17 protein-coding genes, 4 tRNA genes and 3 rRNA genes are annotated in these 21,586 nt (G+C 53.6%); 7 read left to right on the plus strand and 17 right to left on the minus strand.

Going from position 1 to position 21,586, the window contains the following annotated elements:
• Nucleotide 1: 1 nt before the first annotated feature.
• The 5 genes from AC1VYI_RS20330 to dnaQ all read right to left on the minus strand — a co-directional run bounded on the left by AC1VYI_RS20330 (nt 2) and on the right by dnaQ (nt 4,130).
• The gene (locus AC1VYI_RS20330; protein ID WP_045356212.1) at nt 2-1,084 is read right to left on the minus strand and encodes an ABC transporter ATP-binding protein; all 1,083 of its coding nucleotides are present in this window, start codon (nt 1,082-1,084) and stop codon (nt 2-4) included.
• Nucleotides 1,081-2,094, minus strand: coding sequence for an ABC transporter ATP-binding protein (locus AC1VYI_RS20335; protein ID WP_023310488.1), 1,014 nt, complete (start codon nt 2,092-2,094; stop codon nt 1,081-1,083). Before AC1VYI_RS20335 ends, AC1VYI_RS20330 begins: the two co-directional genes overlap by 4 nt.
• Complete coding sequence (locus tag AC1VYI_RS20340; protein WP_134866780.1) at nt 2,091-2,810, minus strand: FadR/GntR family transcriptional regulator; 720 nt, start codon at nt 2,808-2,810, stop codon at nt 2,091-2,093. The genes AC1VYI_RS20335 and AC1VYI_RS20340 overlap by 4 nt, the downstream gene beginning before the upstream one ends.
• A 379-nt stretch (nt 2,811-3,189) precedes the next feature.
• Nucleotides 3,190-3,266 (minus strand) — tRNA-Asp (locus AC1VYI_RS20345).
• Nucleotides 3,267-3,398: 132 nt separating this feature from the next.
• Nucleotides 3,399-4,130 carry a DNA polymerase III subunit epsilon gene (gene dnaQ / locus AC1VYI_RS20350; RefSeq protein WP_029739690.1) on the minus strand — a complete coding sequence of 244 codons (732 nt, stop codon included), beginning with the start codon at nt 4,128-4,130 and terminating at the stop codon, nt 3,399-3,401.
• A gap of 64 nt (nt 4,131-4,194) precedes the next feature.
• Here dnaQ and rnhA point away from each other — a divergent pair, with 64 nt between their 5' ends.
• Nucleotides 4,195-4,662 (plus strand): ribonuclease HI, encoded by a 468-nt coding sequence (rnhA, locus tag AC1VYI_RS20355; RefSeq protein WP_023310485.1) that lies wholly within the window; start codon nt 4,195-4,197, stop codon nt 4,660-4,662.
• Here the strand turns inward: rnhA and AC1VYI_RS20360 are convergent.
• Nucleotides 4,659-5,378: a class I SAM-dependent methyltransferase gene (locus AC1VYI_RS20360; RefSeq protein WP_134866781.1), complete on the minus strand. Its 720-nt coding sequence runs from the start codon at nt 5,376-5,378 to the stop codon at nt 4,659-4,661. The two genes, rnhA and AC1VYI_RS20360, sit on opposite strands and share 4 nt — an antisense overlap.
• A 32-nt stretch (nt 5,379-5,410) precedes the next feature.
• Here AC1VYI_RS20360 and gloB point away from each other — a divergent pair, with 32 nt between their 5' ends.
• Both gloB and mltD read left to right on the plus strand, forming a co-directional pair.
• Entirely contained in the window at nt 5,411-6,169 is a 759-nt protein-coding gene (gene gloB, locus AC1VYI_RS20365; protein WP_134866782.1) for a hydroxyacylglutathione hydrolase, read from the plus strand.
• 68 nt (nt 6,170-6,237) lie between these two features.
• Entirely contained in the window at nt 6,238-7,602 is a 1,365-nt protein-coding gene (mltD, locus tag AC1VYI_RS20370; RefSeq protein WP_134866783.1) for a murein transglycosylase D, read from the plus strand.
• A 52-nt stretch (nt 7,603-7,654) separates the two neighbouring features.
• Here the strand turns inward: mltD and AC1VYI_RS20375 are convergent, their stop codons facing one another.
• The 3 genes from AC1VYI_RS20375 to AC1VYI_RS20385 all read right to left on the minus strand — a co-directional run bounded on the left by AC1VYI_RS20375 (nt 7,655) and on the right by AC1VYI_RS20385 (nt 10,616).
• Nucleotides 7,655-8,428: a class I SAM-dependent methyltransferase gene (locus AC1VYI_RS20375; protein WP_134866784.1), complete on the minus strand. Its 774-nt coding sequence runs from the start codon at nt 8,426-8,428 to the stop codon at nt 7,655-7,657.
• 75 nt (nt 8,429-8,503) lie between these two features.
• The gene (locus tag AC1VYI_RS20380; protein ID WP_024909448.1) at nt 8,504-9,304 is read right to left on the minus strand and encodes an endonuclease/exonuclease/phosphatase family protein; all 801 of its coding nucleotides are present in this window, start codon (nt 9,302-9,304) and stop codon (nt 8,504-8,506) included.
• Between the two features lie 136 nt (nt 9,305-9,440).
• Complete coding sequence (locus AC1VYI_RS20385; RefSeq protein WP_134866785.1) at nt 9,441-10,616, minus strand: MFS transporter; 1,176 nt, start codon at nt 10,614-10,616, stop codon at nt 9,441-9,443.
• A gap of 104 nt (nt 10,617-10,720) precedes the next feature.
• Here AC1VYI_RS20385 and yafC point away from each other — a divergent pair, with 104 nt between their 5' ends.
• Nucleotides 10,721-11,626, plus strand: coding sequence for a DNA-binding transcriptional regulator YafC (yafC, locus tag AC1VYI_RS20390; RefSeq protein WP_029739684.1), 906 nt, complete (start codon nt 10,721-10,723; stop codon nt 11,624-11,626).
• Between the two features lie 29 nt (nt 11,627-11,655).
• Here yafC and dkgB read toward each other — a convergent pair whose 3' ends face one another.
• From dkgB to gmhB, 8 genes are all read right to left on the minus strand, one after another.
• Nucleotides 11,656-12,459, minus strand: a complete 804-nt coding sequence (gene dkgB, locus AC1VYI_RS20395) for a 2,5-didehydrogluconate reductase DkgB (RefSeq protein WP_059446033.1) — start codon at nt 12,457-12,459, stop codon at nt 11,656-11,658.
• A gap of 160 nt (nt 12,460-12,619) precedes the next feature.
• Nucleotides 12,620-12,696, minus strand: a tRNA-Asp gene (locus AC1VYI_RS20400).
• Between the two features lie 55 nt (nt 12,697-12,751).
• Nucleotides 12,752-12,867: ribosomal RNA gene (gene rrf, locus AC1VYI_RS20405) — 5S ribosomal RNA — on the minus strand.
• A gap of 73 nt (nt 12,868-12,940) precedes the next feature.
• Nucleotides 12,941-15,845, minus strand: a 23S ribosomal RNA gene (locus AC1VYI_RS20410).
• A gap of 181 nt (nt 15,846-16,026) precedes the next feature.
• Nucleotides 16,027-16,102 (minus strand) — tRNA-Ala (locus AC1VYI_RS20415).
• 42 nt (nt 16,103-16,144) lie between these two features.
• Nucleotides 16,145-16,221 (minus strand) — tRNA-Ile (locus tag AC1VYI_RS20420).
• A gap of 69 nt (nt 16,222-16,290) precedes the next feature.
• A 16S ribosomal RNA gene (locus tag AC1VYI_RS20425) occupies nt 16,291-17,832 on the minus strand.
• Together the 16S, 23S and 5S rRNA genes with 3 tRNA genes alongside form the textbook arrangement of a ribosomal RNA operon.
• 368 nt (nt 17,833-18,200) lie before the next feature.
• Nucleotides 18,201-18,767, minus strand: a complete 567-nt coding sequence (gene gmhB / locus AC1VYI_RS20430; RefSeq protein ID WP_029741186.1) for a D-glycero-beta-D-manno-heptose 1,7-bisphosphate 7-phosphatase — start codon at nt 18,765-18,767, stop codon at nt 18,201-18,203.
• A gap of 188 nt (nt 18,768-18,955) precedes the next feature.
• On the opposite strand from gmhB, the gene metN reads away from it, so the two are divergent.
• From metN to metQ, 3 genes are read left to right on the plus strand one after another with little or no spacing between them, the layout of a single operon-like run.
• Nucleotides 18,956-19,987 carry a methionine ABC transporter ATP-binding protein MetN gene (gene metN, locus AC1VYI_RS20435; RefSeq protein WP_023310475.1) on the plus strand — a complete coding sequence of 344 codons (1,032 nt, stop codon included), beginning with the start codon at nt 18,956-18,958 and terminating at the stop codon, nt 19,985-19,987.
• Nucleotides 19,980-20,633, plus strand: a complete 654-nt coding sequence (locus AC1VYI_RS20440; protein WP_003856130.1) for a methionine ABC transporter permease MetI — start codon at nt 19,980-19,982, stop codon at nt 20,631-20,633. The genes metN and AC1VYI_RS20440 overlap by 8 nt, the downstream gene beginning before the upstream one ends.
• Nucleotides 20,634-20,673: 40 nt before the next feature.
• Complete coding sequence (gene metQ, locus AC1VYI_RS20445; RefSeq protein ID WP_014168729.1) at nt 20,674-21,489, plus strand: methionine ABC transporter substrate-binding lipoprotein MetQ; 816 nt, start codon at nt 20,674-20,676, stop codon at nt 21,487-21,489.
• The last annotated feature ends 97 nt before the right edge of the window (nt 21,490-21,586 follow it).

The following is a 21,586-nucleotide window of genomic DNA, read 5'->3' on the forward strand; positions in this document are numbered from 1 at the left end:
ATCATGAGTTCCTTGAAGGAAGGGACGAGTGAGTGGCCGCGTGTTCAAACAGCGCGCGGCGGCGCAGAAAGGCGGCGGATGGCGGTGCGATCTGAATAATGCTGCGATCGCGGTTGATCTCCTGCCAGCGATGACAGGCAACCTGACGTCCACCGTCGAGCACCTGATTGATCGGCTCAACCTGGCGGCATTCATCGGTAACGTACGGGCAGCGGGTGTGGAAACGGCAGCCGGACGGCGGGCTGGCCGGGTTGGGCAGATCCCCCTGCAGCAGCGGCGCGTCGCGTTCAACGCCCGGCTGCATCTGCGGTGCCGAGGCGATCAATGCCTGCGTATAGGGGTGCAGCGGCGCGTCAAAAATCTCGTCGACGGTGGCAAGCTCGACGATTTGCCCGAGATACATGACCGCCACGCGGTCGCTCATATGGCGGATCACCGCCAGGCCGTGGGCGACAATCACCATCGTCAGCCCCAGCTGGTGCTTCAGGCTTTCCAGCAGGTTGACCACCTGCGCCTGAACGGAGACGTCCAGCGCGGACACCGGCTCATCGCCCAGCAGCAGTTTCGGTCCCGAGGCCAGCGCGCGCGCAATGCCGATACGCTGGCGCTGCCCGCCGGAAAACTCGTGCGGATAGCGCCCGGCCCAGGCGGCAGGCAGGCCAACGGTTTTGAGCAGCTCGGCAACGCGGTACTGGCGATCCGCTTTTTTCATGTTCTGATGCAGCCACAGCGGCTCCCCGACGATCTGCTCCACCGTCATGCGCGGGTTGAGCGAGGCGAAGGGATCCTGGAAGATAATCTGCAGCTCGCGCCGGAGCTGGTTCAGGCGGGCACCGGAGGCGTCGGTGATCTCTTCCCCCTGGTAAAACACGCGCCCTTCGCTGGCGGCCAGCAGGCGCAACAGCAGACGACCGAGGGTAGATTTCCCGGAGCCGGACTCGCCGACGATCGCCAGCGTTTCGCCCGGCATCACGGCAAGCGAAACGCGATCGACCGCGGTGACAAACCGTGCCGGGGTAAAGAGTTTTTTGGGGCCGGGGAAAAGCTTGCTGAGGTCACGGGCTTCAAGAATGGGCGTGGTCATGCGATTTCTCCCAGGGCAATGTGCTGTTCGAGCGGCACGCGGAAGCAGGCGACCTGATGGCCCGCGCCGAGCGCGGTGAGCTGCGGTTTTTCAGCATGGCAGCGCGACTGCGCAAACGGACAGCGGGTGGCAAAACGGCAGCCTTTCGGCATGGATTCCGGGAGCGGGACCGATCCGGGAATGGTGGAGAGCTGGCCCTTGCGTGCCCCAAGTGAAGGAATCGAGCCCATCAGGCCGATGGTGTACGGATGCTGCGGGTCGGCAAAGATGGCCTCCACGCTCCCCTGCTCCACCACCTGTCCGGCATACATCACCGCTACCTGCTGGGCGACTTCTGCTACGACGCCTAAATCGTGGGTGATCATCAGCACCGCCGTGCCGGTTTCCTCTTTTAAGGCGTTGAGCAAGGCGAGGATTTGCGCCTGGATGGTGACGTCGAGCGCAGTGGTGGGCTCGTCGGCAATCAGCAGTTTGGGATGGTTAATCAGCGCCATCGCAATCATCACCCGCTGGCGCATGCCGCCGGAAAGCTGGTGGGGATATGCTTTCAGGCGCATCTCTGCCGCCGGGATCTGTACCTTCTCGAGGATCTGCAGCGCGACCTTCATCGCCTCTGCGCGCGAGACGTTCTGGTGCCGCATAACCGCTTCGCTAAGCTGATCCCCCAGCGTAAACGCCGGATTGAGCGAGGTCATCGGCTCCTGGAAAATCATCGCCAACTCGCTGCCGCGCAGGTCGGCATATTCCCGCGGCGAGAGCTTTCGCAGATCGTGGCGGCGAAACTGCATCTCGCCGCTGACAATCTGCGCGCTGGCGGGCAGTAACCCCATCAGCGCCAGTGAGGTGATACTTTTCCCGCAGCCGGACTCTCCCACCAGCGCCAGCGTTTCGCCCGCCCTGACGGTCAGCGAGATACCATCAAGCACGCTAGCCGGCGAGCCAGCAAACGTAACGTTGAGGTTTTGCACCCGCAATACGGGCGTGGCGTCCTTAAAGGGTATTGTCGTCATGGCGTGAAGTCGTCCTCAAGGTGGATCGCCTGAATCAGGGCGGTTTGCAGGCTGAGCAGGTGTTCGCGCATGGCGGCCGCGGCTTCATTAGGCTGGCGATGGATAATCGCAGACATGATCTTATGGTGGTGGTCGTTATAGCTGTCGACACGTTCGGGCGTGCGGGCTAATTCGCGCAGATGCTGCCAGCCCGGTTCGCGCCGAACGGCATCAATGGCATCAAACAGGCCGAGCATCAGACGGTTGCCCGCCGCCTCGGCAATTGCCCGGTGAAAGGCGCTGTCCCAGAGTTCGTTGAGATCGCGGTCATCCGGGCTGACATTGTCGATGCGTTCCAGCATGCGCTGCATGAGCGCGAGGTTTTCCCTGGTGGCACGCAGTGCCGCAAGCCGGGCTAAGCCGGGTTCGAGCTGTAGACGAGCTTCCATCACTTCCAGAAGGTTGGTCTGCTGAACCAATCCCTGAAGGGCCAGCGGTTCAACAGGTGCCGCCGGGCCAATAAAGGTCCCTTTGCCCTGCTTACGCCAGATGTGCCCCTCTTCTTCCAGCACGTCCAGCGCACGACGCACTTCACGTCGTCCTACGCCGAGAGTGTCCGACAGCTCACGTTCCGTGGGCAGCGGTATGCCTGGTGTTGACTCATGCTGGTTGATAAGCCCGCGCAGCTGCTCAAGCGCGGTGCTGGAATTTGCCAGAAACCGTGACGGTTTTTCCATATTGGTTCGCTCGCTTTCATCATTGCTTTATTTTTATTAACGATAAGTTATTGATATGGAATGAAGCTTATCGTGCTAATGATTAAGCAATAACCAAACCAATACTTAATTGGTTCGGCATATTTTTGGAAAGCAGGAGTTAACCAAATGATTCTGCGTGAATTATTTTTACAGAAAGAAACATTCTGAACGAGGTGCGAGGAGAGGATCGATGGAGAAATGCACAACCATAGTGCAAATAATGCACTATGGTTGTGCGATTGTTAATAAATTGCACCATGCATATTAACTTTATGTTAACAATAAGTGAGAGGATGAGATTACAGAAGGCTGAAACGACGAAGGCCTGAATCATTTCTGATTCAGGCCTTCTGAATAGTGGCGGAACGGACGGGACTCGAACCCGCGACCCCCTGCGTGACAGGCAGGTATTCTAACCGACTGAACTACCGCTCCACTGTTCCCGTTTGGGGAACGAGGCGCATATTACGGTGCGCCTCCGATCTCGTCAACGCTTTTTCTCACGTTTTGAATCGTTTGCTGCAAAAATCGCCCAAACGATGATTTTACAGGCATTCAGGCGTTTTTTCAGGCGCGCCACATACAGCTGCCGCCCTTCTTCTGTACCAGATCAAGCCGGGATTCGTGGTTAAGAAGCTCTTCATCACTGGCTAAAACAACCCGCAAGCGACTGGCCTGACGAACAACACGCTGGATGCCGGCTTCGCCTTGCGTCTGCTGGGATTCATTTTCCATACTGAACTTCATTGACGTCTGCCCGCCGGTCATCGTCAGATAGACATCGGCCAGGATCTGGGCATCGAGCAACGCCCCGTGGAGCGTTCGCTTGGTATTGTCTATCTCGTAGCGCGAGCAGAGTGCATCCAGGCTGTTACGCTTGCCGGGGAACATCTTCCTTGCCAGCGCCAGGCTGTCCGTCACCTTACAGAAGGTGTTCGTCTTCGGAATATCACGATTAAGCTTGCTGAATTCATAATCCATAAAGCCGATATCGAACGATGCGTTATGGATGACAAGCTCGGCGCCCTTGATATATTCCAGGAACTCGTCAGCGACATCCGCAAAAGTCGGCTTATCCAGCAAGAACTCATCGGCAATACCGTGAACGCCGAACGCTTCAGGATCCACCAGCCGATCGGGTTTGAGGTAGACGTGGAAGTTGTTCCCCGTAAGACGACGGTTCACCACTTCAACGGCGCCGATCTCGATGATCTTATGCCCTTCGTAGTGCGCGCCGATCTGGTTCATACCGGTGGTTTCGGTATCGAGGACAATCTGGCGAGTAATTGCAGTGCTCATAGCGGTCATTTATGTCAGACTTATCGTTTAACTGAACGTTTCGAATACAGGAAGTCTACCAGAGATGCGTAAACAGGTAGAAATTTTCACCGATGGATCTTGTCTCGGTAACCCAGGGCCCGGCGGCTACGGCGCGATTATGCGCTATCGCCAGCACGAAAAAACCTTTAGCGAAGGCTATTTTCTGACCACCAACAACCGGATGGAGTTGATGGCGGCCATCGTGGCGCTGGAGGCGTTAAAAGAACATTGTGACGTGGTGTTAAGCACCGACAGTCAGTACGTGCGTCAGGGGATCACCCAGTGGATCCATAACTGGAAAAAACGCGGCTGGAAAACCGCCGATAAGAAGCCGGTCAAGAACGTCGATCTCTGGAAACGTCTTGATGCTGCGCTGGGCCAGCACCAGATTAAGTGGGAGTGGGTTAAAGGCCACGCTGGCCACCCGGAAAACGAACGCTGCGACGAACTGGCGCGTGCTGCGGCATCCAATCCCGCACATGAAGATGCGGGCTATCAGCCCGACGCCTAATCGGTTTTTTTGTACTGCCGCGTGGCGCCGACGGTCTGGCGAATGGGCGTTTTCGACTTGCTCTGCTTCATAGGGTTAAGCGTAAGGGGAATAGTTCGCTTACGCGCAACGATAAACTGCAAACAGCCCAATGCGGGGAGATGGGTGCTCAGTACCACGCCCCCCTGCCGCGCCCAGGGCAGCACCTGAAAACCTCCGTAGCAGAGCACCTCAAAGTTCAGCAGCGAAAGCCAGTCGAGCTGGCGCATCATGGTGAACATCCGGCTGTTGTAAGGTGGAATCCGGCGCAGCACCGGTACTAGCTTACGCAGGCCCATCAGGCTTAGCGGATTGAATCCGCTAAGTACCAGCCAGCCGTCATCAATCAACACGCGATCGGCTTCGCGAAGCAGACGATGCGGATCGCTGCACCAGGGTAGCGTATGTGCGAGCAAACACGCATCGACGGATTTTTCCGCAAACGGCAGATGCAGCGGGTCTGCCTTCACCTGAACCGGCGATCCGCCGAGAGAGACGTTAACCTGATGCGAGATAGCGCAGCTTTCGGTATTGATTTCCGCGCTGAGATTGCCAATCTTAAGCAGGTGAAAGCCATACATTTTCGCGAGCCAGGGCTTCAGCTGCTGTTCTAACGCTTCGCGATAGTATTCACCCCAGGGCAATTCCGCCCAACGTTCCGGTGCTGCGACAGTCTGAGGTATCCTTGCCGGTTTCATCAAAACACCCGCCACGCTCTAAGAGGTAATGTATGAATCTTATCAGTATTCCAGCGTTTCAGGACAATTACATCTGGGTTTTGGTTGACGACGATCGCCGATGCGTCATTGTCGATCCCGGAGAATCCGCCCCTGTTCTGCACGCCATAAAAGAGAACGGCTGGAAGCCAGAAGCCGTTTTGTTGACGCATCATCATAACGATCACACTGGCGGCGTGCCTGAACTGCGCGCCCATTTTCCTCATCTTGTGGTTTACGGACCGGCAGAAGCACAAGATAAGGGAATCACGCATGTAGTCGAAGAAGGCGAAAATATCCTCATACGCGAGTGGGAGTTTTCCGTATTTGCTACACCGGGTCACACTTTGGGACATCTGTGTTTCTACAGTAAGCCTTATCTTTTTTGCGGCGATACGCTGTTCTCCGGAGGCTGCGGAAGACTGTTTGAAGGTACGCCAGCTCAAATGTATCAGTCTTTACAAAAGATTAACGCGCTACCCGATGAGACGTTCGTTTGTTGCGCCCATGAGTATACATTAGGAAATATGAAGTTTGCCGTGAGCCTCTTACCCGAGGATCGAGCGATTCAGGATTATTATCACAAAGTGAAGGAGTTACGTGCAAAAAACCAAAAAACACTCCCCGTAATTCTGAAAAACGAACGCCAAATTAATTTATTTTTACGAACAGATGATATTGATTTAATTAATAAAATTAACCAAGAAACAAATTTGCAACAACCAGAACAACGATTTGCATGGTTAAGGTCAAAGAAAGATAACTTCAGATAATTGCGGGTTGCCTTTTCAAAATTTCGCCGTTATCATCGCTCGTCTTTTAAGCAACTATTGACACACACATGAAGGCAAAAGCGATATTACTCGCCTCTGTCCTGCTTGTAGGTTGCCAGTCGCAAAACGGCAGCAACGTACAACAGCACGCACAGAGCCTTTCTGCGGCTGGTCAAGGGGAAGCAGGGAAGTTTGCAAGTTCGGCGCGCTGGATGGACGATGGAACATCTTACGCGCAGGATCAAAACTTGTGGACCTCTATTGGCGACGAGCTAAAGATGGGAATTCCGGAAAATCCCCGGATTCGCGAACAGAAACAGAAGTATTTAAGTAATAAGAGCTATCTCCACGATGTAACGTTACGGGCAGAGCCGTATATGTACTGGATAGCCGGGCAAGTTAAGAAACGTAACATGCCTATGGAGCTGGTACTCCTACCCATAGTGGAGAGCGCTTTTGACCCACACGCGACGTCTGGCGCCAATGCCGCAGGCATTTGGCAGATCATTCCGAGCACCGGGCGAAACTATGGTCTGAAACAGACCCGCAACTATGATGCGCGTCGCGATGTTGTCGCTTCAACGACAGCCGCTCTCGACATGATGCAACGTCTGAACAAGATGTTTGATGGCGACTGGCTGTTAACGGTCGCAGCGTATAATAGTGGCGAAGGTCGTGTACTGAAGGCAATGAAAGCGAATAAAGCACGGGGTAAATCCACCGATTTTTGGTCGCTCTCACTGCCACAGGAAACAAAGATTTACGTACCGAAAATGCTGGCATTGAGCGATATTCTCAAGAACAGCAAGCGTTACGGTGTACAACTGCCAACACCAGACGAAAGTCGTGCACTGGCGCGTGTTCGCCTCAGCAATCCGGTTGATATTCAACAAGTTGCTGATATGACGGGTATGTCGGTAAGTAAATTGAAAACCTTTAATGCAGGCGTTAAAGGCTCGACGCTGGGGGCAAGCGGCCCGCAGTATGTGATGGTTCCGCAGAAACATGCGGCGCAGTTACGTGAGTCTTTAGCATCGGGTGAAATTGCCGCCGTTCAGTCAACGCTGATCGCCGATGCTTCATCCGTTAGCAGCCGCAGCTATAAGGTTCGTTCAGGTGATACGCTTTCGGGCATTGCGTCACGTCTTGGCGTGAATGCGAAGGATCTGCAGCAGTGGAATAATCTGCGCAGCTCCGGCCTGAAAGTGGGTCAGACTCTGACGGTAGGTGCAGGTAGCAGCGCACAGCGTCTCGCCAGCAACAGCGATAGCATTACCTATCGCGTGCGCAAGGGCGATTCACTGTCCAGTATCGCAAAACGACACGGCGTGAACATCAAGGATGTGATGCGCTGGAACAATGATACTGACAACCTGAAACCAGGCGACCAGTTGACGCTGTTTGTGAAGAACAGCGCGACGCCAGACTCCTGATAACACGATCGAAAGATAAAAAGGCACCGATTCCCCTCGGTGCCTTTTTTGTTTATCCCGCTTTTTGCGCTTCGGCCATGATGGTATCGCTGGTAAACGATCCATCTTCCTGCAGTTCAAAGTACGCTTTTACCTCCGCGGACGCACTCTCCTGATAGAGCCTGATCGCCTGGCTTAATGCTTCCGGGGTGCGCATACGCGCGATCCAGGAGCTGAACTCCAGCGGTAAGCGGTCTGTAATCAACGCGCGCGCGATCAGCCCCGCTTCAGTGATAAGCGACAACCACTCTCCGCTGGCGTAGTTTTGCACATGCGAGGTATCGCGCAGCGCTTCTACCGTCTGCAGCCAGATATTGCGCACCGGGTGTCCGGGAGACATCACATCCATAATGATGAAGGTGCCGCCCGGCTTCAGAACACGTTTGACCTCGCGCAATGCCTGGCCGACATCGTGCCAGTGGTGCGCGGAGTAACGGCTGATAACCACCTCAAACGACTCATCATCGAACGGTAAGGATTCGGCATAGCCCTGTTGCGTATCGATGTTGTCCAGTCCCTTCGCTTCCGCCGCACCGGCAACAACGTCCAGCATCTGGCTGGATAAGTCATACGCGGTAACGTGAGCGACCTGCTGCGCAGCCGTAAAGCTGGCATGCCCTGCCCCGCAGCCTAAATCCAGCACGTGCGCCTGCGGGAACGCCGCCAGACGTTCACCGAGACGCACCAGATCGCGGCCAGAAGCATGCACGGCGCTGCTCAGATAGGCACTTGCCTGAGAACCAAACTGTTTTTCTACATTGTCATGATGGGAGCGTGTTGTTGTCATCGTACTGTCCTTTGTGAGTGAAAAATAAAGGGCAGCACCCGCGCAGGCCTGCCCCACGGCAGACCTGACACACCATTATTTATCAGGTTTGCCGGGACTGAATTCGACTAGTAGAGGGTTATGATCCGAGGCGCGCGTCACCAGAACCGAGGCATCGTGCACGCTCAAACCACGATAGAAGACAAAATCGAGAGGGCGACCAAAGGCTTTTTTGCGCTGGTCATCGCTAAAACGAACTTCACGCAGCGACATTTCGCGCGCAAAGCGATACAGCGCATTCATGCGCGGACGGCTCCAGGCATTGAAATCGCCGGCCATAATGATGGGCCCGCTGTGATGGGCAATCTGATCGCCGATCGGAAGTAGCTGCTTACTGTAGACATCCACGCCCAGACTGAAATTTACCGCATGGATATTTACGACCATCAGCATTCGGGTATCCGGCAGCGGATAGACCGTCACCAGCGCCGATTTTGCCAGACGCAGGATAGGTTCACGTTCGCGCAGTGGACAGCAATAAACCGGATGTGCTGCTGAAAGCGTCATCACACCTGAGGGGTGTTGCGGCAGGACAAACGCAGGCACCTGGTCGGCGGCAAGATAGTTCGTGGTGGCAAACCGTACCAGCTCAGGGGTGGTTTGCGCCTCCTGAAGCAGAACCAGGTGGGCATCTTTTCCAAAATTCTTGAGTACCGATAACCACTCGGCACGCTGCTGCTTAAAGATATTCCACACCAGTACACGGATTTTCTCATCGCTGCTTAACGGTGTGCCGGCGGGTAATGCCTGGCTTATGCTCGCAAATGACCCCGGAGGCAAGATCCTCTCCGCGGGCATTCCGGCAACATAACGCATGGCATAGGTATTTTTTCGCACTTTTGGAAACAGCCTCTGTAACATGAACCAGCCCGGAAAACGGACTGGTTCTAATGTTATAGGGACTTTAGGTCATACTTTCAACGCAATTTCTGAGAAACCGCTTTCCAGTTTTGTAAGCAAGCACTTACTGATGTTAACCCAGCGCGACGCGAGCAGGTTTATCAAGGCGCCCACTCAGGCCAATCAGCAGGAAGGCCACCAGGACAATCACCGCGCCAATCCACGGAGTCTGGGTTAACCCAACATGCGCTACGGTTTGTCCGCCAATGATGGAGCCCAGCGCAATGCCAATATTAAATGCGGCAATGTTCAGACCCGATGCCACATCCACCGCATTTGGCGTATAGAACTCGGCTTTCTGGACCACGTAAACCTGAAGCCCGGGCACATTACCAAAGGCAAAGATCCCCATGACCAGCACCGTGACCAGCGCGGCGTAGTGTAGCGAAGCCGTGAACTGGAAAATCATCAGCAGAACAACCAGGGCGGCGAAGATGAATTTCAGCGCCGGTACCGCACCATGCTTATCCGCAAGCTTGCCGCCCCAGATATTGCCAATGGCAACGGAAATACCGTATCCCAGCAAAATCCAGCTCACGGCATTGGGTGAGAAGCCCGCCAGGTCCTGCATCATCGGCGCCAGGAAGGTAAAGGCGGTGAATACGCCACCATAGCCCAGCGCAGTTACCGCGTAAATAATCAGCAAACGCGGATGCGTGAGCACCTTCAGCTGATCGCGCAGGCTGGCGCTTGCCCGACCTGGAATATTCGACGGTACCAGCAGCAGGCTGGTCACCAGAGCGATGACGCCCAGCAGGGAGACGGCCAGAAACGTTTCGCGCCAGCCGAAGTGTTGTCCGATAAACGTTCCCAGCGGTACGCCCGTAACGAGTGCGACGGTCAGCCCACCAAACATGATCGCAATAGCTGAAGCCGCTTTCTCTTTGGGCACCAGGCTGGTTGCAATGGTGGAACCAATCGAGAAAAACACGCCGTGTGCAAGGCCGGTTAACAGACGGGCAATCACCAGCGTGGTGTAGTCCGGCGCCTGCCAGGCCAGAACGTTGCCGGCGGTGAACAGCACCATCAGCGCGACTAGCAGCTGCTTACGCGGAAAACGTCCGGTCAGGGCCGTCAGCACTGGCGCACCGACGGCGACGCCCAGGGCGTAGATTGATACCAGCAACCCCGCAGAGGGCAACGAGATCGCAAGCTGGTTAGCAATAGTGGGAACCAGGCCCACGATAACAAATTCGGTCGTGCCAATTGCAAAGGCACTGATCGTCAGGGCAAGTAGCGCCAGTGGCATAAAATACTCCGTATCATCAGGATTAAGATGACAGGCAGTATGCGCCAGTGCTTAAATAACAAAAATGGTCAAAATCTCAATAGAATTTTGCAGGTGGTGCAAAAATGAAAGCAACTTCGGAAGAGCTGACAATCTTTGTCGCCGTCGTTGAAAGCGGCAGCTTTAGCCGCGCGGCCGAACAGCTGGGACAGGCTAATTCGGCCATCAGCCGTTCGGTAAAAAAACTGGAGATGAAGCTTGGAGTGAGTCTGCTCAACCGAACGACGCGGCAGCTGAGCCTGACGGAAGAAGGAGAGCGTTACTTCCGCCGCGTGCAGTCAGTATTGCAGGAGATGGCTGCAGCGGAGACGGAGATTATGGAGACCCGCAGCACGCCGCGTGGATTGCTGCGCATTGATGCGGCCACGCCGGTGGTGCTTCACTTTCTGATGCCGCTGATCAAGCCTTTCCGCGAACGCTATCCGGAGATGACGCTTTCTCTGGTCTCCTCAGAGACGTTTATCAACCTCATCGAGCGGAAAGTGGATGTGGCTATCCGGGCGGGAACACTGACAGATTCAAGCTTGCGCGCCCGCCCTTTGTTTGCCAGCTACCGCAAAATTATCGCATCACCAGAGTATATTGCCGAACATGGTAAACCGGAGACGGTTGAAGAACTGAAGCAGCACCTGTGCCTGGGCTTTACGGAGCCGGTGTCGCTGAACACCTGGCCTGTTGCCTGCCATGATGGTCAACTTTATGAAATTACCTGCGGATTATCGTCTAACAGCGGAGAGACGCTCAAACAGCTGTGCCTGGAAGGGAACGGGATCGCCTGTTTATCAGACTATATGATTGATAAGGAGATAGCGCGGGGTGAACTGGTGGAGCTGATGGCCGACAAACGTCTGCCGGTCGAAATGCCCTTTAGCGCAGTGTATTACAGTGACAGAGCGGTAAGCACGCGCATTCGCGCCTTTATTGACTTCCTGAGTGAACATATAAAAACAGCTCCAGGAGGAGCTGTGTGAGGGTTCAGGTTACAGAGGGTGGGTCAAACTTAATCCCAGTCAGGAGCTAAACCTTCCGGGCTTACCAGGCGATCGTTGCACTCCAGTGCTGCGATCGCTTTTTTATCGTCAGCATCCAGATGAAGATTCGCTGCTAACAGGTTGCTGGCCAGGTTTTCACGCTTAGTTGATGATGGGATCACTGCATAACCTTCACCCATTGCCCATGCCAGAATCACCTGCGCAGCAGTGGCGTTATGTTTCTCTGCGATACGTCTAATCACTTCATCTTTCAGCGCTTTACCGTAGGCCAGCGTCATGTATGAAGTGATGTGGATCCCGTGCTGTTTTGCCCAGTCCACGACTTTGCGGTTTTGCAGGTATGGAGACAGCTCAATCTGGTTGGTCGCAATATTTTCTGCGCCAACAGCGGCAATGGCTTTTTCCATCAGCGGAATGGTGAAGTTGGAGATCCCAATTTCGCGGGTTAAGCCCTGTTTTTTCGCTTCCAGCAGCGCCTGCATGAATTCTTCTACTGAGACGGCATCATTCGGTGATGGCCAGTGGATCAGCGTCAGATCTACGTAGTCAGTACGCAGTTTTTTCAGGCTCTCTTTCAGACTAGGGATCAGCTTATCTTTGCTGAGATTCTCAATCCAGATTTTCGTGGTGATAAACAGTTCGTTACGCGGCACACCACTCTCTTCGAGAGCTTGTCCAACGGCAGCTTCGTTTTCATAGATCTGTGCCGTATCAACTGCACGATAACCCAGTTCAAGTGCGGTTTTAACCGATGCGATAACAACGTCGTCTTTCAGGCGGAAAGTGCCAAGACCAAATGCAGGGAGAGTCATACTATTCCTCAATCATTATGTTCGTAAACTGAGGAAGATTATCGCTGGCGTTGTTATAGAGAAAAAGATCGCAAAACGCAGAGGATTTTTGCTAATTTCGCAATAATTAAACGTCAGATAAGAAAAAAGCCCTGAGCGTGAGCTCAGGGCTTTTAATAAGTGGCGGAACGGACGGGACTCGAACCCGCGACCCCCTGCGTGACAGGCAGGTATTCTAACCGACTGAACTACCGCTCCACCGAAGACTGCTGTAACCACCGGATTTATGCACCGGCTTACTACTTAATTTGATGCCTGGCAGTTCCCTACTCTCGCATGGGGAGACCCCACACTACCATCGGCGCTACGGCGTTTCACTTCTGAGTTCGGCATGGGGTCAGGTGGGACCACCGCGCTAAAGCCGCCAGGCAAATTCTGTTAATCTGTATCAGGCTGAAATTTGATTATGTCGTCTCGTCCGCCGAAACAGCTTCGGCGTTGTAAGGTTAAGCCTCACGGTTCATTAGTATCGGTTAGCTCAACGCATCGCTGCGCTTACACACCCGACCTATCAACGTCGTCGTCTTCAACGTTCCTTCAGGACCCTTAAAGGGTCAGGGAGAACTCATCTCGGGGCAAGTTTCGTGCTTAGATGCTTTCAGCACTTATCTTTTCCGCATTTAGCTACCGGGCAGTGCCATTGGCATGACAACCCGAACACCAGTGATGCGTCCACTCCGGTCCTCTCGTACTAGGAGCAGCCCCCCTCAATTCTCCAGCGCCCACGGCAGATAGGGACCGAACTGTCTCACGACGTTCTAAACCCAGCTCGCGTACCACTTTAAATGGCGAACAGCCATACCCTTGGGACCTACTTCAGCCCCAGGATGTGATGAGCCGACATCGAGGTGCCAAACACCGCCGTCGATATGAACTCTTGGGCGGTATCAGCCTGTTATCCCCGGAGTACCTTTTATCCGTTGAGCGATGGCCCTTCCATTCAGAACCACCGGATCACTATGACCTGCTTTCGCACCTGCTCGAGCCGTCACTCTCGCAGTCAAGCTAGCTTATGCCATTGCACTAACCTCCTGATGTCCGACCAGGATTAGCTAACCTTCGTGCTCCTCCGTTACTCTTTGGGAGGAGACCGCCCCAGTCAAACTACCCACCAGACACTGTCCGCAACCCGGATCACGGGTCTACGTTAGAACACCAGCCATTAAAGGGTGGTATTTCAAGGACGGCTCCACGCAGACTGGCGTCCACGCTTCAAAGCCTCCCACCTATCCTACACATCAAGGACCAGTGTTCAGTGTCAAGCTATAGTAAAGGTTCACGGGGTCTTTCCGTCTTGCCGCGGGTACACTGCATCTTCACAGCGAGTTCAATTTCACTGAGTCTCGGGTGGAGACAGCCTGGCCATCATTACGCCATTCGTGCAGGTCGGAACTTACCCGACAAGGAATTTCGCTACCTTAGGACCGTTATAGTTACGGCCGCCGTTTACCGGGGCTTCGATCAAGAGCTTCGCGTTGCCGCTAACCCCATCAATTAACCTTCCGGCACCGGGCAGGCGTCACACCGTATACGTCCACTTTCGTGTTTGCACAGTGCTGTGTTTTTAATAAACAGTTGCAGCCAGCTGGTATCTTCGACTGATTTCAGCTCCACCCGCAGGGGCTTCACCTACATATCAGCGTGCCTTCTCCCGAAGTTACGGCACCATTTTGCCTAGTTCCTTCACCCGAGTTCTCTCAAGCGCCTTGGTATTCTCTACCTGACCACCTGTGTCGGTTTGGGGTACGATTTCGTGTTACCTGATGCTTAGAGGCTTTTCCTGGAAGCAGGGCATTTGTTACTTCAGCACCGTAGTGCCTCGTCATCACACCTCAGCGTTAAAAGGTACCGGATTTACCTGGAACCTCCGCCTACATGCTTAAACCGGGACAACCGTCGCCCGGCTAACATAGCCTTCTCCGTCCCCCCTTCGCAGTAACACCAAGTACAGGAATATTAACCTGTTTCCCATCGACTACGCCTTTCGGCCTCGCCTTAGGGGTCGACTCACCCTGCCCCGATTAACGTTGGACAGGAACCCTTGGTCTTCCGGCGAGCGGGCTTTTCACCCGCTTTATCGTTACTTATGTCAGCATTCGCACTTCTGATACCTCCAGCATGCCTCACAGCACACCTTCAACGGCTTACAGAACGCTCCCCTACCCAACAACGCATACGCGTCGCTGCCGCAGCTTCGGTGCATGGTTTAGCCCCGTTACATCTTCCGCGCAGGCCGACTCGACCAGTGAGCTATTACGCTTTCTTTAAATGATGGCTGCTTCTAAGCCAACATCCTGGCTGTCTGTGCCTTCCCACATCGTTTCCCACTTAACCATGACTTTGGGACCTTAGCTGGCGGTCTGGGTTGTTTCCCTCTTCACGACGGACGTTAGCACCCGCCGTGTGTCTCCCGTGATAACATTCTTCGGTATTCGTAGTTTGCATCGGGTTGGTAAGCCGGGATGGCCCCCTAGCCGAAACAGTGCTCTACCCCCGAAGATGAGTTCACGAGGCGCTACCTAAATAGCTTTCGGGGAGAACCAGCTATCTCCCGGTTTGATTGGCCTTTCACCCCCAGCCACAAGTCATCCGCTAATTTTTCAACATTAGTCGGTTCGGTCCTCCAGTTAGTGTTACCCAACCTTCAACCTGCCCATGGCTAGATCACCGGGTTTCGGGTCTATACCCTGCAACTTAACGCCCAGTTAAGACTCGGTTTCCCTTCGGCTCCCCTATACGGTTAACCTTGCTACAGAATATAAGTCGCTGACCCATTATACAAAAGGTACGCAGTCACACCACAAGGGTGCTCCCACTGCTTGTACGTACACGGTTTCAGGTTCTTTTTCACTCCCCTCGCCGGGGTTCTTTTCGCCTTTCCCTCACGGTACTGGTTCACTATCGGTCAGTCAGGAGTATTTAGCCTTGGAGGATGGTCCCCCCATATTCAGACAGGATACCACGTGTCCCGCCCTACTCTTCGAGTTCACAGCCTGTGTGCTTTCGTGTACGGGACTGTCACCCTGTACCGTGCGACTTTCCAGACGCTTCCACTAACACACAAGCTGATTCAGACTCTGGGCTGCTCCCCGTTCGCTCGCCGCTACTGGGGGAATCTCGGTTGATTTCTTTTCCTCGGGGTACTTAGATGTTTCAGTTCCCCCGGTTCGCCTCGTTAACCTATGTATTCAGTTAACGATAGTGCAACGAATTGCACTGGGTTTCCCCATTCGGACATCGCCGGGTCAAAGGTTCATATCACCTCGCCGGCGCTTTTCGCAGATTAGCACGTCCTTCATCGCCTCTGACTGCCAGGGCATCCACCGTGTACGCTTAGTCGCTTAACCTCACAACCCGAAGATGTTTCTTTCGATTCATCATCGACTTGCGAAAATTTGAGAGACTCGAACACACCATTTAAGATGTGTCGTTTCAATTTTCAGCTTGATCCAGATTTTTAAAGAGCAAAACTTCGCAGTGCACCTTTTCAGGTTCACTCTGAAGTTTTCTTGGGTTCGCAGTAAAAGATGGTGGAGCTATGCGGGATCGAACCGCAGACCTCCTGCGTGCAAAGCAGGCGCTCTCCCAGCTGAGCTATAGCCCCATCGTTTATAATCTCTGTACCGCTCATCCTTTAAAAGGAGTTTGGTAGGCCTGAGTGGACTTGAACCACCGACCTCACCCTTATCAGGGGTGCGCTCTAACCACCTGAGCTACAAGCCTGCAGAGATTTTTACTGCTGTTTTTCATCAGACAATCTGTGTGAGCACTACAAAGGCAGGTTCTTTAAGGTAAGGAGGTGATCCAACCGCAGGTTCCCCTACGGTTACCTTGTTACGACTTCACCCCAGTCATGAATCACAAAGTGGTAAGCGCCCTCCCGAAGGTTAAGCTACCTACTTCTTTTGCAACCCACTCCCATGGTGTGACGGGCGGTGTGTACAAGGCCCGGGAACGTATTCACCGTAGCATTCTGATCTACGATTACTAGCGATTCCGACTTCATGGAGTCGAGTTGCAGACTCCAATCCGGACTACGACGCACTTTATGAGGTCCGCTTGCTCTCGCGAGGTCGCTTCTCTTTGTATGCGCCATTGTAGCACGTGTGTAGCCCTACTCGTAAGGGCCATGATGACTTGACGTCATCCCCACCTTCCTCCAGTTTATCACTGGCAGTCTCCTTTGAGTTCCCGGCCTAACCGCTGGCAACAAAGGATAAGGGTTGCGCTCGTTGCGGGACTTAACCCAACATTTCACAACACGAGCTGACGACAGCCATGCAGCACCTGTCTCAGAGTTCCCGAAGGCACCAAAGCATCTCTGCTAAGTTCTCTGGATGTCAAGAGTAGGTAAGGTTCTTCGCGTTGCATCGAATTAAACCACATGCTCCACCGCTTGTGCGGGCCCCCGTCAATTCATTTGAGTTTTAACCTTGCGGCCGTACTCCCCAGGCGGTCGACTTAACGCGTTAGCTCCGGAAGCCACGCCTCAAGGGCACAACCTCCAAGTCGACATCGTTTACGGCGTGGACTACCAGGGTATCTAATCCTGTTTGCTCCCCACGCTTTCGCACCTGAGCGTCAGTCTTTGTCCAGGGGGCCGCCTTCGCCACCGGTATTCCTCCAGATCTCTACGCATTTCACCGCTACACCTGGAATTCTACCCCCCTCTACAAGACTCTAGCCTGCTAGTTTCGAATGCAGTTCCCAGGTTGAGCCCGGGGATTTCACATCCGACTTGACAGACCGCCTGCGTGCGCTTTACGCCCAGTAATTCCGATTAACGCTTGCACCCTCCGTATTACCGCGGCTGCTGGCACGGAGTTAGCCGGTGCTTCTTCTGCGGGTAACGTCAATCGACAAGGTTATTAACCTTATCGCCTTCCTCCCCGCTGAAAGTACTTTACAACCCGAAGGCCTTCTTCATACACGCGGCATGGCTGCATCAGGCTTGCGCCCATTGTGCAATATTCCCCACTGCTGCCTCCCGTAGGAGTCTGGACCGTGTCTCAGTTCCAGTGTGGCTGGTCATCCTCTCAGACCAGCTAGGGATCGTCGCCTAGGTGAGCCGTTACCCCACCTACTAGCTAATCCCATCTGGGCACATCTGATGGCAAGAGGCCCGAAGGTCCCCCTCTTTGGTCTTGCGACGTTATGCGGTATTAGCTACCGTTTCCAGTAGTTATCCCCCTCCATCAGGCAGTTTCCCAGACATTACTCACCCGTCCGCCGCTCGCCGGCAAAGTAGCAAGCTACTTTCCGCTGCCGCTCGACTTGCATGTGTTAGGCCTGCCGCCAGCGTTCAATCTGAGCCATGATCAAACTCTTCAATTTAAGTTTGATGCTCGTGAATTAAACTTCGTAATGAATTACGTATGTTCACTCAGAGACTTGGTATTCATTTATTGTCCGGAGACATTAAGAATCCATGTCACTTTGAGTGCCCACACAGATTGTCTGATAAATTGTTAAAGAGCAGTGCAACGCGGCTTTCGCTCACCGTTGCGAGGTGGCGTATATTACGCTTTCCTCTTTCAGAGTCAACCCGTTATTTCAGGATTTTTTCTCTTTAGCCGACCGGGTTGTTTGTGAAGTGATTCACATCCGCCGTGTCGATGGAGGCGCATTATAGGGGGCCGCCGAGGAATGACAAGCGGAAAAATGCATTTTTATTTCAACCGCTCACCTTTTCACCAAAAAGGCTATTTTTGGTGCTTTTTAATCTCTTTTGGCAGGTCGGCCAGACTATTAATTACCCAATCCGCTGCATTTTCTGCTTCTGGCGTCACTGGCTTACCGGTACGAACTAATATTTTGGTCCCTACACCCGCTGCGGCGGCTGCCTGCATATCTTCCAGTTTATCGCCCACCATATAAGAAGCAGACATATCAATGTGCAGGAACTCCTGCGCAGAGATGAACATCCCCGGATGCGGCTTACGGCAGTCACAGGTCTGGCGATACGCTTCTACCGTTCCCTGCGGGTGGTGCGGACAATAGTAGATGCCGTCGAGATCCACGCCTCGGTCGGCCAGCGACCAGTCCATCCATTCCGTCAGCGTTTCGAACTGCGCTTCGGTGAATTTACCGCGTGCAATACCGGACTGGTTCGTCACCACCACCAGCGCATAGCCCATCTCTTTCAGCTGGCGCATGGCATCTATTACGCCCTCGATAAACTCGAACTCATCAATCTCATGGACATAACCGTGATCCACATTAATAGTGCCGTCACGATCGAGAAAAATTGCGGGTACTGATTTTGCCACCGGTTTGCTCCTGAAAAAGGCATGTTCGACTAGTATCTCATGAATCGCAGCGCAATAAAGTGCTCATCGTACAGTGTTGGATTGATTTAGACGTCTGGATGCCTTAACATCCGTTTTGTTTACGGTCATCACCCGTATCTGGCAGAAGAAAATGCCACGGCTAACTTACATACGATAAAAATAATCTAATGATTAAACTTTCCAATATCACCAAAGTGTTCCAGCAGGGGAACCGAACCATTCAGGCACTGAACAACGTCAGCCTGCATGTTCCTGCTGGTCAAATTTATGGCGTCATTGGCGCATCGGGTGCAGGTAAAAGCACGCTGATTCGTTGTGTTAACCTGCTTGAGCGCCCAACCCAGGGCAGCGTAGAAGTTGGCGGCCAGGAACTTACCGCCCTCTCAGAGAAAGAACTCACCAAAGCGCGTCGTCAGATTGGCATGATCTTCCAGCACTTTAACCTGCTGGCTTCCCGCACCGTGTTCGGCAACGTTGCCCTGCCGCTTGAGCTGGATAACACGCCGAAAGAAGAAGTGAAGCGTCGCGTTACCGAGCTGCTAGACCTCGTGGGTCTGGGCGACAAACATGATAGCTACCCGGCAAATCTGTCCGGTGGGCAGAAACAGCGTGTGGCCATTGCCCGCGCGCTGGCAAGCAACCCTAAGGTACTTCTGTGTGATGAAGCCACCAGCGCACTGGATCCGGCAACCACGCGTTCTATTCTGGAACTGCTGAAAGACATTAACCGTCGCCTGGGCCTGACGATCCTCCTTATTACACATGAGATGGACGTGGTGAAACGCATCTGCGACTGCGTGGCGGTCATCAGCAACGGTGAACTGATCGAGCAGGACACGGTAAGTGAAGTGTTTTCGCATCCGAAGACGCCTCTGGCACAGCAGTTCATCCAGTCCACGCTACATCTGGATATTCCGGAAGATTATCTGGAGCGTTTGAAAACCGAACCCGCAGCAGACAGCGTCCCGATGCTGCGCATGGAGTTCACCGGTCAGTCCGTTGACGCTCCCCTGCTTTCCGAAACCGCGCGTCGCTTTAACGTGAACAACAACATCATCAGCGCGCAGATGGATTACGCCGGCGGCGTGAAGTTCGGCATCATGCTGACAGAAATGCACGGCACACAAGAAGAAACCCAGGCCGCGATTGCCTGGCTGCAAGAACACCATGTAAAAGTAGAGGTACTGGGTTATGTCTGAGCCGATGATGTGGCTGCTGGTTCGCGGCGTTTGGGAAACGCTGGCAATGACCTTTGTCTCTGGCTTCTTTGGTTTTGTGATTGGCCTGCCGGTCGGCGTATTGCTGTACGTGACGCGTCCGGGGCAAATCATTGAGAACGCGAAACTGTACCGTACGCTCTCCGCGCTGGTGAATATCTTCCGTTCTATCCCGTTCATTATTCTGCTGGTGTGGATGATTCCATTTACCCGCGTGATCGTCGGAACGTCTATCGGCCTGCAGGCAGCTATCGTTCCGCTGACCGTTGGCGCTGCGCCGTTTATTGCCCGTATGGTGGAAAACGCCCTGCTGGAGATCCCAACCGGTTTGATCGAAGCATCACGCGCGATGGGTGCCACGCCGATGCAGATCGTCCGCAAGGTTCTGCTGCCTGAGGCGCTGCCTGGGCTGGTGAATGCGGCAACTATTACGCTTATCACCCTGGTCGGTTATTCCGCGATGGGCGGTGCCGTTGGCGCCGGCGGTTTAGGTCAAATTGGTTACCAGTACGGCTATATTGGATATAACGCTACCGTGATGAATACCGTTCTGGTATTGCTGGTTGTTCTGGTTTACTTAATCCAGTTCTCTGGCGATCGCATCGTCCGGGCTGTTACGCACAAATAACGTTACACACAACACAAACTCTACGAGTTAAGGATAAAACATGGCGTTTAAATTAAAGACCTTCGCAGCAGTAGGCGCGCTGATCGGCTCTCTGGCACTGGTGGGTTGCGGTCAGGACGAAAAGGATCCAAACCACATTAAAGTGGGCGTTATCGTGGGTGCAGAACAGCAGGTTGCAGAAGTTGCTCAGAAAGTAGCAAAAGAGAAGTATGGCCTGGACGTTGAGCTGGTGACCTTCAACGATTACGTTCTGCCGAACGAAGCGCTGAGCAAAGGCGATATCGACGCGAATGCCTTCCAGCATAAGCCATATCTGGATCAGCAGATCAAAGATCGCGGCTATAAACTGGTAGGCGTGGGTAACACCTTCGTTTATCCAATTGCCGGTTACTCTAAGAAAATTAAATCACTGGACGAACTGCAGCCAGGCTCTCAGGTTGCCGTGCCTAACGACCCGACTAACCTTGGTCGTTCCCTGCTGCTGCTGCAGAAAGTGGGCCTGATCAAACTGAAAGATGGTGTTGGCCTGCTGCCAACCGTTCTGGACGTCACCGAGAACCCGAAAAATCTGAAAATTGTTGAACTGGAAGCACCGCAGCTGCCACGTTCTCTGGACGATGCGCAGATTGCCCTGGCCGTTATCAACACCACTTACGCCAGCCAGATTGGCCTGACGCCAGCCAAAGACGGTATCTTCGTTGAAGATAAAGACTCCCCGTACGTTAACCTGATCGTGACTCGCGAAGACAACAAGGACGCGGAAAACGTGAAGAAATTCGTTCAGGCCTATCAGTCAGATGAAGTTTACCAGGAAGCCAACAAAGTGTTTAACGGCGGCGCTGTTAAAGGCTGGTAATCTCACCTCAGTGTAATATCATCAGGACGGGCTTATGCCCGTCTTGTCATTTGTGCAGTCAACTGATTCAATATCTGACGTTTTGATTATCCATTGA

It is taken from the genome of Enterobacter sp. QK-SA4 (assembly GCF_056856775.1).